The sequence below is a fragment of the Parviterribacter kavangonensis genome (assembly GCF_056863335.1).
The window spans coordinates 2964562-2977597 of sequence record NZ_JBXPJA010000001.1 but is presented as its reverse complement, the minus strand read 5'-3'; the positions used below and the strand labels follow the sequence as shown (position 1 = coordinate 2977597).

Annotated in this window: 14 protein-coding genes; 2 read left to right on the top strand and 12 right to left on the bottom strand. The window is 70.4% G+C overall.

Features of this window, described 5'->3' with window-relative positions; translation table 11 throughout:
• Positions 1-22: 22 nt before the first annotated feature.
• Together AC1UE4_RS14970 and AC1UE4_RS14965 are read right to left on the bottom strand one after the other, a co-directional pair.
• Positions 23-547 carry a GNAT family N-acetyltransferase gene (locus AC1UE4_RS14970; RefSeq protein ID WP_482918034.1) on the bottom strand — a complete coding sequence of 175 codons (525 nt, stop codon included), beginning with the start codon at positions 545-547 and terminating at the stop codon, positions 23-25.
• Positions 544-903, bottom strand: a complete 360-nt coding sequence (locus tag AC1UE4_RS14965) for a dihydrofolate reductase family protein (RefSeq protein WP_482918033.1) — start codon at positions 901-903, stop codon at positions 544-546. Before AC1UE4_RS14965 ends, AC1UE4_RS14970 begins: the two co-directional genes overlap by 4 nt.
• Here AC1UE4_RS14965 and AC1UE4_RS14960 point away from each other — a divergent pair.
• Positions 857-1369 carry a nuclear transport factor 2 family protein gene (locus AC1UE4_RS14960; protein WP_482918032.1) on the top strand — a complete coding sequence of 171 codons (513 nt, stop codon included), beginning with the start codon at positions 857-859 and terminating at the stop codon, positions 1367-1369. The two genes, AC1UE4_RS14965 and AC1UE4_RS14960, sit on opposite strands and share 47 nt — an antisense overlap.
• On the opposite strand, the gene AC1UE4_RS14955 is transcribed toward AC1UE4_RS14960, so the two are convergent.
• From AC1UE4_RS14955 to AC1UE4_RS14945, 3 genes are read right to left on the bottom strand one after another with little or no spacing between them, the layout of a single operon-like run.
• Positions 1359-2465: a glycosyltransferase gene (locus AC1UE4_RS14955; protein ID WP_482918031.1), complete on the bottom strand. Its 1107-nt coding sequence runs from the start codon at positions 2463-2465 to the stop codon at positions 1359-1361. The genes AC1UE4_RS14960 and AC1UE4_RS14955 overlap by 11 nt on opposite strands.
• On the bottom strand, positions 2462-4084 hold the full coding sequence (locus tag AC1UE4_RS14950) for a glycosyltransferase family 2 protein (RefSeq protein WP_482918030.1): 1623 nt from the start codon (positions 4082-4084) through the stop codon (positions 2462-2464). The genes AC1UE4_RS14955 and AC1UE4_RS14950 overlap by 4 nt, the downstream gene beginning before the upstream one ends.
• Before the next feature lie 47 nt (positions 4085-4131).
• A complete protein-coding gene (locus AC1UE4_RS14945) occupies positions 4132-4674 on the bottom strand; it encodes a hypothetical protein (protein ID WP_482918029.1) in 543 nt (180 codons plus the stop codon).
• 151 nt (positions 4675-4825) lie between these two features.
• Between AC1UE4_RS14945 and AC1UE4_RS14940 the strand changes: the two genes are divergently transcribed.
• Complete coding sequence (locus AC1UE4_RS14940) at positions 4826-5929, top strand: glycosyltransferase family 4 protein (RefSeq protein ID WP_482918028.1); 1104 nt, start codon at positions 4826-4828, stop codon at positions 5927-5929.
• On the opposite strand, the gene AC1UE4_RS14935 is transcribed toward AC1UE4_RS14940, so the two are convergent.
• The 7 genes from AC1UE4_RS14935 to AC1UE4_RS14905 form a co-directional block, all read right to left on the bottom strand.
• Complete coding sequence (locus tag AC1UE4_RS14935; protein ID WP_482918027.1) at positions 5926-6747, bottom strand: matrixin family metalloprotease; 822 nt, start codon at positions 6745-6747, stop codon at positions 5926-5928. The genes AC1UE4_RS14940 and AC1UE4_RS14935 overlap by 4 nt on opposite strands.
• Before the next feature lie 135 nt (positions 6748-6882).
• Complete coding sequence (locus AC1UE4_RS14930) at positions 6883-7845, bottom strand: NAD-dependent epimerase/dehydratase family protein (RefSeq protein WP_482918026.1); 963 nt, start codon at positions 7843-7845, stop codon at positions 6883-6885.
• A 15-nt stretch (positions 7846-7860) separates the two neighbouring features.
• Complete coding sequence (locus tag AC1UE4_RS14925; protein WP_482918025.1) at positions 7861-9360, bottom strand: sugar transferase; 1500 nt, start codon at positions 9358-9360, stop codon at positions 7861-7863.
• A gap of 226 nt (positions 9361-9586) precedes the next feature.
• The gene (locus tag AC1UE4_RS14920; RefSeq protein WP_482918024.1) at positions 9587-10582 is read right to left on the bottom strand and encodes a GDP-mannose 4,6-dehydratase; all 996 of its coding nucleotides are present in this window, start codon (positions 10580-10582) and stop codon (positions 9587-9589) included.
• Complete coding sequence (locus AC1UE4_RS14915; protein ID WP_482918023.1) at positions 10583-11542, bottom strand: GDP-L-fucose synthase family protein; 960 nt, start codon at positions 11540-11542, stop codon at positions 10583-10585. It lies immediately after the preceding gene.
• Complete coding sequence (gmd, locus tag AC1UE4_RS14910) at positions 11542-12552, bottom strand: GDP-mannose 4,6-dehydratase (RefSeq protein ID WP_482918022.1); 1011 nt, start codon at positions 12550-12552, stop codon at positions 11542-11544. The genes AC1UE4_RS14915 and gmd overlap by 1 nt, the downstream gene beginning before the upstream one ends.
• 27 nt (positions 12553-12579) lie before the next feature.
• Positions 12580-12867 (bottom strand): hypothetical protein, encoded by a 288-nt coding sequence (locus tag AC1UE4_RS14905; RefSeq protein ID WP_482918021.1) that lies wholly within the window; start codon positions 12865-12867, stop codon positions 12580-12582.
• Between the last annotated feature and the right edge of the window lie 169 nt (positions 12868-13036).

Here is a 13036-nt window from a genome sequence, read left to right as displayed (position 1 = left end):
CCTCTGGTCCCGCCCCTGTGGCCTACATGGCGTCCGGTCGGGTCCACGTCCATCTCCAGACCGTGCCGACCTCGGGATCACGATGGTCGGAGACGTGCCGGAAGCCCAGCGATACGAGCACGCCCGTCGACGGATTCGGACCGGGCAGCGTGTGCGCGATGACGTGGTCGACGTCGCCGCTGGCGACTGCACGCTCGACCAGAGCCCGAGCGCCAGCAGCGCCGAACCCTTGCCCCCGGAACGCAGGGGCGACTTCGTAGCCGATCTCGACAGTGCGCTCGACCGGCGGGGCGGCGAAGCCACCCGAACCGAGCAGTCGCCCGGTCGCGTGATCCACGAAGAACTGCATCGACCAGGAGCGGTCGGCCTCCGGTGCGGTCCGCAGGTGCTCCAGCGTGAAGCCGATGGCCTCGGGGAACTCCGGCCAACCGTCCGGGACGGGTGAGCCGATCAACTGGCTGAACAGCCCGCGGTCCTCGTTCAGGGCATCCAGCAACGGCACCGTTGCCGGGACGAGACGCACCTGCGGGCGGGGGTCGCGGGTCACGCGGAGCGAGCGGGTGCGCAGGTGAGCCGCACGGCGCCGCCCGGGAACGTGCGCGCTTCGGTGAGCGCGAGCGCCAGCAGCTCGCTCGGTTCGTCGAAGAGCCGCCGGCCGCTTCTCGTGACGACGTACTTCGGCATGCCGTTGAGCCGGTCGGCGATCGGGCCGTTCTCCGATCGCCACGCCTGAGCGAGGTGCTGCCACGTCTCGCGTCCGAGGAGGAGGGCGTCGGCTGCCCGAGCGAGATCGATGGTCGCCTGGATCCCTTCGTCGCTGCGGTACGGCAGGAAGGCCTCGGCAGGCGGGGCGTCGATGACGCCGTCGAGCGTTGCGTGGCACTGCGCGGTGATCCGGCTCATGGTGCTCCGACCCGGGGAGGTCGCGGAACTCATCGCTTGCGTGCGCCGCGTCGGTCGGGAAGGCTGGGTTCCCGACCAGGAGGCGATGTTCATGGTTGGCAAGACGGTGACCCCGTCGCTGGAGGCGTTCCTCGACGCGTTCAACGCGCACGACGTCGACGCGGTGATGTCGTTCTTCACCGACGACTGCGTGTTCGACATGCCGCGAGGGCCGGGGCCCGGCGGACGACGACTGACCGGCAAGGACCAGGTCCGGGCCGGGATCCAATCGCGCTTCGACGGGATCCCCGACATCCACTACGGCGACGACCGCCATTGGACCTGCGGTGACCGCGGCGTCTCGGAATGGACGATCCGTGGCACGCAGGCAACGGGAGATCGCATCGAGGTCCGGGGCTGCGACCTGTTCGAGTTCAGCGACGGCAAGATCCGCCGCAAGGACTCGTTCTGGAAGATCACCGATTGAGCGGATCGGCCGCCTGCTCGTAGGCGGCGACCGTCGCGCGGCCGCAGGCTTCCCAGGTGAAGTGCTCGAGGATCGTTCGGCGGGCGGCGGCGCCGAGCTCGTCGCGGTTGTTGAGGGCGCGGGTGATCGTGGCGGCGAGCTCGGTATCGCTCGTGAGGAGCAGCCCATCGCCGAGGGAGGCGATGTCCTCGGGGCCGGGTTCGCCGGCTCGGCCGATCGCGGGGAGGCCTCCGGCCATCGCCTCGATGTAGGCGACGCCGAAGGCTTCGTCGGTGCTGGGCATCACGAAGACGTCGCCGCGGCGGGCGACTCGGAGCGCTTCGGCGTGGGGAAGCTGGCCGTGCCAGGTGACGTCGACTCCGAGCTGTCGGGCGAGCGCTTCGAGGCGCGGCCGTTCGGGACCGTCGCCGATGACCTCGTAGCGGACGTCGTCGAGGGTGGCGAGCGCTCGGATCACGTCCTCGTGGTGTTTGCGGGCGATGACATGGCCGACCGTGACGACGGTGCGGCCGTCGCCGCGGATGACCTCGTCGGGCACGTCGGTGCCGAGCCGGACGACGCGGACGTCGCGGGCCCCGAGGTGGCGGGAGGCTTCGGCGATGCCGTTGGAGTTGGCGAGCACGAGGCGGGCGCTCGCGTAGGTCGGACGGACCCACTTCGAGTGGGCCGCGGTGAAGAACACGTCGCCGCCGTGGTTGGAGATGACGAGCGGCGTGGAGGCTCCGAGGCGGCGGACCGCGTCTCCCGCCGGCACGCCGTAGTGGGCGTGGATGACGTCGAACTGGTGGGGGTCCAGGACGCGGCGGAGCGCGGGCGCCGCCCATGCTCCCCAGGAGCCGTATGACCGGCCGCGGGGTGGTGAGACGAACGGGACGTAGCTGACCTCGATGCCGTCGAGCGTTCGGTGTCGCGGGTGGCGGAAGCGCTTCGCGATCCCGCGGAGTCCCTCGGACTTCGGCGGGACGATCCGGTGGAGGACGAAGACGCGGACATCGGCGCCGGCGTCACGCGCGGCGACCGCCTGGCGGTGGGCCCACACGCCCAAGACCTCGTCGTACTCCCCCGGGTAGAACTCCGCGACGACCGCGACCTTCATCGGAACGTCCGGAGCGTCTTGTTCGCCTCGTCGCGCGGGACGTACGGGCGGTCGGCGAGGAACGCTCGGGCTTCGGCGATCGCCGCGTCGCGGGGGTACGTCTCGGCGGTCGGGACGGTGTGGAGCATCGGCGTCGCGTCGATGACCCCCATCTTCCAGCCGCGGTCCCGCGCGACGGCGGCCCAGTGGACGTCGAGTCCCCATCCCATCCGGAGGTCGGGGAACGGGAGGAGCGCGTCGAACGTGTCGCGGTGGAACGCCGTGATCGGGCCGATCTCGACGAACGCCGTCTCGCGCGCGACGCTTCCGGCGCGGCGGCGGGTGACGGGCCAGGCGCCGTGGCTCGCGAGGCGGTGCGCCGGCTGCGCGAGCTTGAAGTCGTGGCGCTCGGCGATCGCGAGGAAGCGATCGAGGAACCCGCGCGGCACCACGACATCGTCATCCACGACCAAGAGCCAGTCGACGTCGTCGAGGCGAGACGAGCCGTCGGGCGAAGAGGCGGCGGAGAGGAGGGCGTTGAGGTTCTCGAACTTGCCTCGGTTGCCGGGCGGGCCGGTGCGGATCTCGATGTCGTGACTCGACCGGTTGAGCTCGGCGACGAGGTCGGGCATGCGGCTGCCGGGGCGTTCGATGCCGAGGACGAGCACGCGGCGGCGCGTGGACCGGCGAGGGCCTCGCCGCCACGCGAAGTCGAGGACTCGGTCGAACGCTCGGCGGAGCTGGCCGCGGCGGCCTCCGACGGTTCCGCTCGAGCCGGCGAGGAAGTCCTCGGTGACACGAGCGGGGGTGGGGCGGACCAACTCCTCGATGCGACCGAGGGAATGGGCGGCGAGGATCGGGCCGTTGGCGCAGCGGAAGCGTGGGCCGTGCAGCACGCAGCCCGCGAAGACTCGAAGCTCCTTCTCGATCGACGGAGCGCGACCGCCGGCGACGTCGAAGCGCCGCGCGGTGCGGCCGCGGACGCGGGCGGCTCGGGCGAGCGAGCGGATCGTCGCGTCCTCGCCGGATCGCCGGTGATCGAGCGCGGCGCCGGGGAGGTAGAGCATCCTTCCGCCGTCCTCGAGCAGGCGCAGCTCCCACTCCTCCTCGTCACCCGCTCCCGTCAGGTGCTCCTCGTCGAACAACCCAACGCGGTCGAACGCCGAGCGGCGGATCGCGAGGTTCGCTCCCCACGCGCGGTCGACCTCCATCTCCGACGGGCCGAGATCGAAGTGGGTGATCGGCGGCTGCTCGCGGCCGCAGAAGCGAAGCGACCGGCCCTCGAAGCGCGCGAGGATCGGTCCGGTGAAGAGATCGACGTCGGCGTGCGAAGAAGCGCCGTCGAGCAACGCGGCGAGCCATCCCGAGTGAACCGAGACGTCGTCGTCGACGAGCACGACCAACTCGCCGGTCGTCCCGACGACACCCGTGTTGCGCGCGCCGTTCAGGCCCGGCGTGCGGGCGTTCAACACGTACGTGGCTCCGCAAGCATCGGTCACGTCGCGCGTTGCGGGATCGTCTCCGTCATCCACCACGACGAGCGCGCCGCCGGCAGCGAAGACCTGCGGCGCAAGGGACCGCAACGCCACCTCGAGGTACGGGGCGCGATGCTTGGTGGGGACGACGACGGACGGCTTCACTGCCCGATCAACCTACGGCTGATCGGCGGGAACCTGTGTCGCCCTGTCTACCGCGCGACGCCGCGATCCGGCGCGAGGCGGAAGACGGCGACGTCGCGCGCGGCCTCATCGCTCGACCGGAACGCGAGGTCGATCGTCGCCGCCTTCGCCGCCGTCGCGACGAGCGCATCGGGCAACGTGAAGCGCAGCGCCGTCTTGCCGCCACTGGTCGAGACCTCATGCGGCTCGACCCGCGTGCCGCCGAGCGACACGTAGGGAGCGGGCGACGGAGCCGGCCGGTTCAGACGCATGACGACGCTGAGCCGCGAGCCCCGCACGAAGGAGCGGTCGACCGTCCCGCTGAGGGCACCGACGCGGAGGCCGACCGCCTGCGCGGCCAGGTGCAACGTCGCCGAACGCGTGCTGCAGACGCGCGGCGCCTTGCCCAGCGGAGCGGCACCGAAGCTCGCGCACGCGGGAACCTCCGAGGTGGCCGGGGCGTTGCTCGAATCGGACGTCGCGAAGACGGGCGTCGGGGGGACGCTCGTGCGCGTCGCCTGAGCCCATGCGACAAGGGCGACGGACACGACGATCGCGAGAACCGCGAACATCCTGTCCCAATTGCGTTGGGCGCCGTAGGGCCGGCGCTGGACCGAGATCAGCAGTGTTCCCTCACTTGTTACAGATCTTCCGCGAGCAGCCGTGCCGGCGGGGTGCGGCGCATGCTAACCGCGGCGCTCCGGCGAAAGCAACGTCTGCGCTGTGATCCTCTTCCTCCACAACCGCTACCGGACCACGGGCGGCGAGGAACGCGTCGTCGAGGACCTCGTGTGGCTCGCGCGAGAGCTTCTCGACGAAGAGGCGCAGCTCATGGCGCGCGACAGCGCGACGCTCGGCGCCCGGCGCGCCGCCGCGGGCCTCCTGCGCGGCGGCCTGAGCGAGGACGCCGTGGCGCAGGCGGTCAAGACGACCGGGGCGCGCGTCGTCCACGCCCACAACCTCCTGCCCGCCTTCGGCTGGCGAGCGCTCGCCGCGGCCCGGCGAGCCGGCGCGAGGACCGTCCTGCACCTCCACAACTACCGGCTCGTCTGCGCCGTCGGCGTCTGCTTCACCCACGGCGAGGAGTGCACGCGCTGCCACGGACGCAACACGCTGCCGGGTGTCCGGCTCAACTGCCGGGGAACGGGACCGGAGAACGTCGTGTACGCGACATCGCTCAGCCTCCATCAGCGCAAGATGCTCGAGCACGCGGACGAGGTCATCGTGCCGAGCGCCTTCGCGGCCGAGCGCCTCCGCGCGATGGGCGTCCCGCTCCCCGAGACGACGCACGTCGTCCCGCACGTCGTCCGCGACATCGCGACCGCACCGAGAGAGCCGAAGCCGGACGGCCCCGCGCTCGTGGTCTCGAGGCTTGCGCGGGAGAAGGGCGTCGACCTCGCCATCGACGCGTGCAGCAAGGCCGGGCTGCCGCTCGTCATCGCCGGCGACGGCCCACTTCGGGGTGAGCTCGAGCGGCGCGCCGACGGGAACGTGACGTTCGCAGGGCGAGTCTCGAACGAGGAGCTCGACCGGCTGCGCAGCGAGGCCGGCGTCGCGGTGATCCCGAGCCGCAGCGGCGAGACCTTCGGCCTCGCGGCAGCCGAGGCGATGGCCGCCGGCCTGCCGATCGCGGCGACGAGCAAGGGCGCACTGCGCGACCTCGTCCCCGCCGATCAGCGCGTCGATGACCACGAAGGACTCGGAGAGCTGGCGAAGCGCAGTCGTGCGCATCAAGCCGCCGGAGATCTCAACCGCACCCGCATCGCCGCGATCGCCTCACCACAGACCGTGGCGGCGCAGCTGAAGAAGGTCTACGGAGCGGCCTAGCGGAACGCGGTGCGCTTCGCGGCGAGCTTGCGCGCCGTGCGAGCCTTCGCCCGCTTCGCCGCGGCGGCCCGGCTGCGCGCCTTCGCGCAGCGAGTCGACCGCTTGCCGGCGCGGTACTGGCGCAGGCAGCGCTTGGCGGCGGCCAGGGCGGCGCGGCGCTCGGCGGCCTTGCGGGCGATGACCCGCTTGACCATCTCGCGGTACGACGACTTCGCGACCGGCGCCTTGCGCGGCTTCGCGGCGGCGACCTCGTCATCCGCGTCCGACGAGTCCGACGAGGCGGCCGGGTTCGGGTCCGCATCGATGCACGGCTGGATCGGACCGCTGTAGATCGCCGACATCAGGTCGCCGTCGACGGCGCTGTGCTGGTTGCCGAGCAGGTGCCCGAGCTCATGCGCCATCACGGTGCAGAGCTTCGCGAAGTCGTACTCGACCTGCGGGTTGAGGTCGATGCGGCAGTCGAAGTTCTCGTCGACGTTGTTCCACGCGTCAGTCGGGTTGCGCCACGAGGCCGTCGCGTTCGTGTCCGGCGTCAGGCGCGTCCACGCCAGCTCGACGTCGCCGGCGCACGGCGTCTTGCCCCAGTAGGCGATCGCGACCGACTCGGCGCTCTCGAAGGCCGGCGACCCGACGGCGAACGCGATGTCCGCCCGCGCCGACCCGGCGCCGTCGACCGAAGCCGCGGTAGCGGCGATCGACTCGGCGGCGCGCACGACGACGACGTCGTCGCGACCGCCCCACACGAACGGGGCGGCAAGCGACAGCGCCAGCACGAGCAGCACCGGCAGGACGTGGCGAGAGGCGGCATCTCGGAGCACGACGGGGGCATCGGCCGAAACCGCGCCGACCGCCCGTCAACACCGCTTGCCCTGGACGTCCTGTCGAGACCGTTCGCCGAGGCATCCCCCGATCGTCCAGCGCCATCAAGACCGCCAAGAGGCGGCCGAACAGCTCTAGCTTCCGGAGCGCTGCACCGCGCCGGGCACCTCGGCGGCGATCGTCAGCGCGACGCCCTCACGAATCGCGACCGACGACTGCCAGCCCAGCACCTCACGGGCGCGCGACACGTCGAGGCAGCTGCGCTGGATCTCGCCGGCCCGCGCCGGCTTCATCTCCGGCACGAAGTCATCCGGCCCGAGAGCGGCGGCCTCGCGGAACGCGTCGATCAGCTCGAGGATGTTCGTTTCCTCCGCGGTCCCGATGTTGATCGCCCCGCCCACGGAGGAGCGGCCCGCGGCCACGATCGCCTCGACCAGGTCGCCGACGTAGATGTAGTCGCGCGTCTGCAGCCCGTCGCCGAACACCGTCGGCGCCGTCTTGCTCTCCAGCCGCCCGCAGAAGATCGCGATGACCCCGGCCTCGCCGTGCGGGTCCTGACGCGGCCCGTAGACGTTGCCGAACCGCAGCGCCACGGTCGACATGCCGTGCAGGCGCTCGTACAGCCCGAGGTACTGCTCGGCGCAGAGCTTCGAGGTGCCGTAGCCCGCCATCGGCTGCGCGACGTGCGTCTCGGGCGTCGGCACGTGCTCCGTCTCGCCGTAGATCGCGCCACCGGTGGACGCGAACACGAACCGACCGACGCCGGCCGCACGAGAGGCCTCCAGGACGTTGACCGTGCCCTCGACGTTCGTGCGCGCATCGAAATCCGGCCGTTCCACCGACACCCGCACGTCGATCTGCGCGGCCAGATGGAACACCACGTCCGGAGACGCCTTCGAAACCACCGACGACACGAACGCGCCATCGCGGATGTCGCCGACTTCCAAAGAAGCGCCCCGTGACAGAGCAGCGGACAGGTTCGACTCCTTGCCGGACGACAGGTCGTCCAGCACGACGACCTCGTCGCCCGCATCCAGCAGGGCGTCGACGAGGTTGGAACCGATGAACCCGGCTCCGCCGGTGACGAGGGCACGCATGGCCCGCGAGGGTACTCAGACGTTCTTGCGAGCCACCATCACGGGGACGGTGCGCAGCAGGATCTTCACGTCGGACCAGAGCGACCAGCCGGCGACGTAGAGGTAGTCGATCTTGACCATCTCGCTCATCGGCACGCGCGAGGAGCCGAGCACCTGCCAGTGGCCCGTCATGCCCGGCGTGAGCGCCAGGCGGCGGCGGTCGAGGCCGGTGATCATCGTGTCCTCGTCGGCGATGAGCGGCCGCGGCCCGACCAGCGACATCGACCCGCCGACGACGTTGAACAGCTGCGGCAGCTCGTCCAGCGAGGTCTTGCGCAGGAAGGCGCCGATACGGGTGATCCGCGGGTCGTTCTCGATCTTGAAGAGGCCGTCACTGCGCTCGTTCTGCTCGGCCAGCGCGGCCTTCAGCCCCTCGGCGTCCGCGACCATCGTGCGGAACTTGCAGATGTGGAAGACCTTGCCGTCGCGCCCGACGCGCTCCTGACGGAAGAGCACCGGACCGCGCGAGTCGAGCTTGATCAGCACCGAGATGACGGCGAGCACCGGCGCGATCAAGAGCAGGATGCAGCAGGAGCCGAGGAAGTCGAACCCGCGCTTGATCATCCGCGACGACCGCGTCAGGTTGAAGCGGCGGACGCCCATGATCGTCATGCCCTCGATCTCGTCGAAGACGATCGAGGTGCCGACGACATCGAGCACGCGCGGCAGCAGGCTGACGCGGACGCCGATGCCCTTCACCGCGCGGACGAGCTCGAGCATGCTCTCGTTCTCCAGCGCCTGCGGATCGATGATCACGCGGTGGGCGCGCGTCCAGGCGATGAGGTCGCGCAGCTCCTGGATGGAGGCGCTGCGCTCACCGCGGCGGGCGGCGCGCTGGAACGACATGCGGCCGACGAGGCTCACGTCGCTGCGCTGCTCGAGCTTCGAGCCGAGGCGGTTGTAGCTGCCGGCGTCGCCGATGAACAGGCATCGCTCCTCGCCGGTCGCCTTGACGGCGACCCGGCGGCCGAGGATCCGGGCGGCCATCGTGCAGCCGAAGAGGGTGATCCACAGCACGAGCACCTGGTCGGAGCCGAGCTGCCCCTGGACGAGCTGGCCGTCGAGGATCACGACGGCGAGCGTGTAGACCGTGGCCAGCTGGAAGATCTGCGGCGCCTCGTCGATCGTCGACTTGCGGATGAGCAGCTCGTCGCGGTCGTAGAGGCCCTGGATCTTGCCGGCGAGCAGGATGAGCGGCAGCAGCAGCAGCGTGACGGGCTTGAGCTCGTCATCGGCGAACAGCCGCAGCGTGACGGCCAGAGCGACGAGCGTGGCGGCCAGGTCGCCGTACGCGAGCAACCGGCGGAAGGTCCGGTCGCGCCGCTCGACCTCCCGGATCGGGCGGTCGATGTCGAGCGTCCGTTCCGCCTCGACATGCGTGGCCTCGGGCGCATCCTTGCGGATCCCGTCCAGCCAGGCCGCAGCCTTGCCGGTGAGTCCATCCAGCTCGTATAGAGGTCGGGTGTCCGTGCCCATGAGGGCTTCGCAGCTCCTGCTGAAGTTCCGGGGACGTTCCTTGGCTCGGGTCGTTCCTTGACCCGTCAGTGGCGGCAAACCACCAAGGACGAAAGCGACCGTAACCTGACTGGGAGTCGCTGTCCAGAGCGTCGATGCCGACATGGCATCGTCAATCCGTCCAGTTCTCGTTAGCGGCCGTGAAGGACTGGGGTACGGCCCCGGGCCGGTTGGCGCGTTCGCCGCGTTACCGGTGTGTGAACCCTGAGCTCAAGTCGCTCATCCGCCGGAGGTCGTGGTCCACCATCCCGGCGATCATGTCCTCGAAGCTGACCTCGGCGTGCCACCCGAGGCGCTCGTGCGCCTTCGACGGGTCGCCCACGAGCGGCACGGGGTCGGGAGGGCGGACGAACGCCGGGTCGACCCTGACGTGCTCCTCCCAGTCCAGTCCCACGGAACCGAACGCGGCCTGGACGAGCTCGCGTACCGACCGGCTGACGCCGCTCGAGATGACGTAGTCGTCGGCCTCGGGCTGTTGCAGCATCAGCCACATCGCCCGCGCTTGGTCGCCCGAGTAGCTCCAGTCGCGCGTGGCGTCGAGGTTGCCGAGCGCGACCTCGCTCTCGAGCCCGAGCTTGATCGCCGCCACGGCCCGCGACACCTTGCGCGTGACGAACTCGACGGGCCGGCGCGGCGACTCGTGGTTGTAGGAGATGCCGGCCGACAGGTGCATGCCGTAGCGCTCGCGGTACGAGCCGACCATGAAGTGCGCGTACGCCTTCGCGACCCCGTAGGGCGTGTGCGGGCGGATCGGCGTCGTCTCGCGCTGGGGCGACTCGTCGGTCGCGCCGAACAGCTCGCTCGACGACGCCTGGTAGAAGCGGATGCTCGGATCCGTCAGCCGGATCGCCTCGAGCAGCGACGTCACGCCGACCGCCGTGAACTGCGCCGTCATGACCGGCTGCCGCCACGAGGCCGGCACGAACGACGTCGCCGCGAGGTTGTAGAGCTCGCGCGGCTGGCACGTGGTCAGCGCGTCGAGCATCGTCATGTGATCGAGGATGTCCCCCTGGACCAGCGTGAGCCGGTCCTGGATGTGCTCGATGTTGCGGTAGGTGTCCGTCGGCGACCGCCGCACGACGCCCCAGACGTCGTAGCCGCGCTCGAGCAGGAACTCGGCGAGGTACGACCCGTCCTGGCCGGTGATCCCAGTGACTAGCGCGCGGGGCCGCCCTTCGGACATCTACGACACGCCGGCGTGGTCCGCCCGGAAGGAGTCGACCGTGTGGCGCAGGCCCTCCTCGAGCGGCATCTGCGCCTCGAAGCCCATCAGCTCGCGGGCCCGCGAGACGTCGAGGAAGCGCGTCGGCTGGCCGTCGGGGCGCGAGGTGTCCCAGACGAGCTCGCCCTCGAAGCCGGTGATCCGCTGCAGCGTCTCGGCGAGGTCCTTGATCCGCGTCTCCTTGCCCGTCCCGATGTTCACCGGGTCGGACGTCTCCAGCTTCTCGGCCGCCAGCAGCAGGCCGAGCGCGGCGTCGTCGACGTAGAGGAACTCGCGCGACGGCTTGCCCGTTCCCCACAGCGTGACCGTCTCGTCGCCGCGCTGCTGCGCCTCGACGAACTTGCGGATCATCGCCGCGATGACGTGCGAGGACTCGAGGTCGAAGTTGTCGTTCGGCCCGTAGAGGTTCGCCACGATCGGCGCGCACGAGTCGAAGCCGTACTGGCGGCGGTAGGCGTCGCTCAGCACGAGCATCATCTTCTTCGCGAGGCCGTACGGCGCGTTCGTCTCCTCGGGGTAGCCGTTCCAGAGGTCGTCCTCGGAGAACGGCGTGGGGAGGACCTTCGGGTACGCGCACACGGTGCACGCCGAGACGAGCTTGTCGACGCCGGCCTGGCGCGACTGCTCGAAGACGTTGCCGGCCATCATCATGTTGTCGTAGACGAGCGGCGCCGGGTTCTCGCGGTTGAACCCGATCCCGCCCACGCGCGCGGCGAGGTGGATGACCACCGACGCGCCGTCGACCGCCTCACGCGTCGCCGCGGCGTCGCGCAGGTCGAAGTCCGTGCGCTTGACGATGCGCACGTCGGCGCCGAGGTCCTCCAGGCGCTTGTTGACCGCCGTGCCGAGGAAGCCGAGGCCGCCGGTCAGAACGGTCGGGCGGCCGTTCCAGAAGTCCGCGGAGGGCTGCGCGCCGGCCATCAGCGCTCGATCCGGATCGCGCGGCCGGCCAGCTCGTCCTCGAGCTGCTTGACGTCGGCGTCGACCATCATCTGAACGAGCTCCTTGAAGCCGACCTTCGGCTCCCAGCCCAGCTTCTCGCGAGCCTTGGACGGGTCGCCCTGCAGCGCGTCGACCTCGGCGGGACGCAGGTAGCGCGGGTCGAACTCGACGACCTTCTCCCAGTCCATTCCGAGGTGGCCGGCCGCCTCGTCGAGGAACTCACGCACCGAGTACATCTCGCCGGTGGCGATGACGAAGTCCTCGGGCTCGTCGGCCTGAAGCATCCGCCACATCGCGTCGGTGTAGTCGCCGGCGAAGCCCCAGTCGCGCTTGGCATCCAGGTTGCCCAGGTAGAGCTTCTCCTGCAGACCGGCCTGGATCCGCGCCAGCGCGCGCGTGATCTTGCGCGTCACGAACGTCTCGCCGCGGCGCGGGGACTCGTGGTTGAACAGGATGCCGTTCGTGGCGAACATCCCATAGGACTCGCGGTAGTTCACCGTGATCCAGAACGCGGCGACCTTCGCCACGGCGTACGGGGAGCGGGGGTGGAACGGCGTGTTCTCGCTCTGCGGCGGCGGCGTGGCGCCGAACATCTCCGACGACGAAGCCTGGTAGAAGCGCGCCGGCACCTTCGCCTCGCGGATCGCCTCGAGCAGCCGCACGGTGCCCATCCCGGTCACGTCGCTCGTGTACTCGGGCGAGTCGAACGAGACACGCACGTGGGACTGCGCGCCCAGGTGGTAGACCTCGTCCGGCTCGATCTCGTCGATGAGGCGGACGAGGCGGCTCGACTCGGTCAGGTCGCCGTAGTGCAGGAACAGGTGGACGTCCTGCTCGTGGCGGTCCTTGTAGATGGCGTCGATGCGTTCCGTGTTGAAGGAGGAGGAGCGGCGGATCAGGCCGTGCACCTCGTACCCCTTGTCGAGCAGCTGCTCGGCGAGGTAGGACCCGTCCTGACCCGTGATCCCGGTGATGAGGGCGCGCGGCATGGCGGAGAGCGTAGAACCCGCGAGCGCTCAGGGACTCCGGCGCTGCCGCGCACGCACGAACACCGCCGCGGCGATCCCCAGCGACGGAACGATCACCAGGTCGGCGATCGTCACACCGGCGGAATCGGTCACCGCGACGACGGTGGGACCTTCGTAGACCTTCTGGACCCGGCTCCAGACCACGCACGTCACGACGAGAGCCACCGCCCACATGACGCCCGCGCGCGACGGTGGCGCCGAGCGCGCGAGGTACCAGCAGCAGACGGCGCCGCAGATCAGCGGTGCGATCGCGGCCAGCTTCTGGGCGAAGGGCATGCGGACCGCATGCGATCACATACTGCCGCGGCGAAGCACCTACGGCGCCGCGCGTACATGATGTTCATGTTGAACCCGTTGGCTGGTGCCGAGGGTCGCCACACGCCTCACGCGCTTTGCCGGAGTGACCTGCGTTGGATTGAACACGCCCATCAAGAGCGGGTAGCTC

Bases quoted from the DNA above. Each gene is read 5' to 3' on its own strand.
- AC1UE4_RS14960 (WP_482918032.1), top strand. From the start codon at position 857: ATGACGCCGTCGAGCGTTGCGTGGCACTGCGCGGTGATCCGGCTCATG.
- AC1UE4_RS14965 (WP_482918033.1), bottom strand. From the start codon at position 903: ATGAGCCGGATCACCGCGCAGTGCCACGCAACGCTCGACGGCGTCATC.
- AC1UE4_RS14955 (WP_482918031.1), bottom strand. From the start codon at position 2,465: ATGAAGGTCGCGGTCGTCGCGGAGTTCTACCCGGGGGAGTACGACGAG.
- AC1UE4_RS14945 (WP_482918029.1), bottom strand. From the start codon at position 4,674: ATGTTCGCGGTTCTCGCGATCGTCGTGTCCGTCGCCCTTGTCGCATGG.
- AC1UE4_RS14930 (WP_482918026.1), bottom strand. From the start codon at position 7,845: ATGCGTGCCCTCGTCACCGGCGGAGCCGGGTTCATCGGTTCCAACCTC.
- AC1UE4_RS14925 (WP_482918025.1), bottom strand. From the start codon at position 9,360: ATGGGCACGGACACCCGACCTCTATACGAGCTGGATGGACTCACCGGC.
- AC1UE4_RS14920 (WP_482918024.1), bottom strand. From the start codon at position 10,582: ATGTCCGAAGGGCGGCCCCGCGCGCTAGTCACTGGGATCACCGGCCAG.
- AC1UE4_RS14915 (WP_482918023.1), bottom strand. From the start codon at position 11,542: ATGGCCGGCGCGCAGCCCTCCGCGGACTTCTGGAACGGCCGCCCGACC.
- gmd (WP_482918022.1), bottom strand. From the start codon at position 12,552: ATGCCGCGCGCCCTCATCACCGGGATCACGGGTCAGGACGGGTCCTAC.
- AC1UE4_RS14905 (WP_482918021.1), bottom strand. From the start codon at position 12,867: ATGCCCTTCGCCCAGAAGCTGGCCGCGATCGCACCGCTGATCTGCGGC.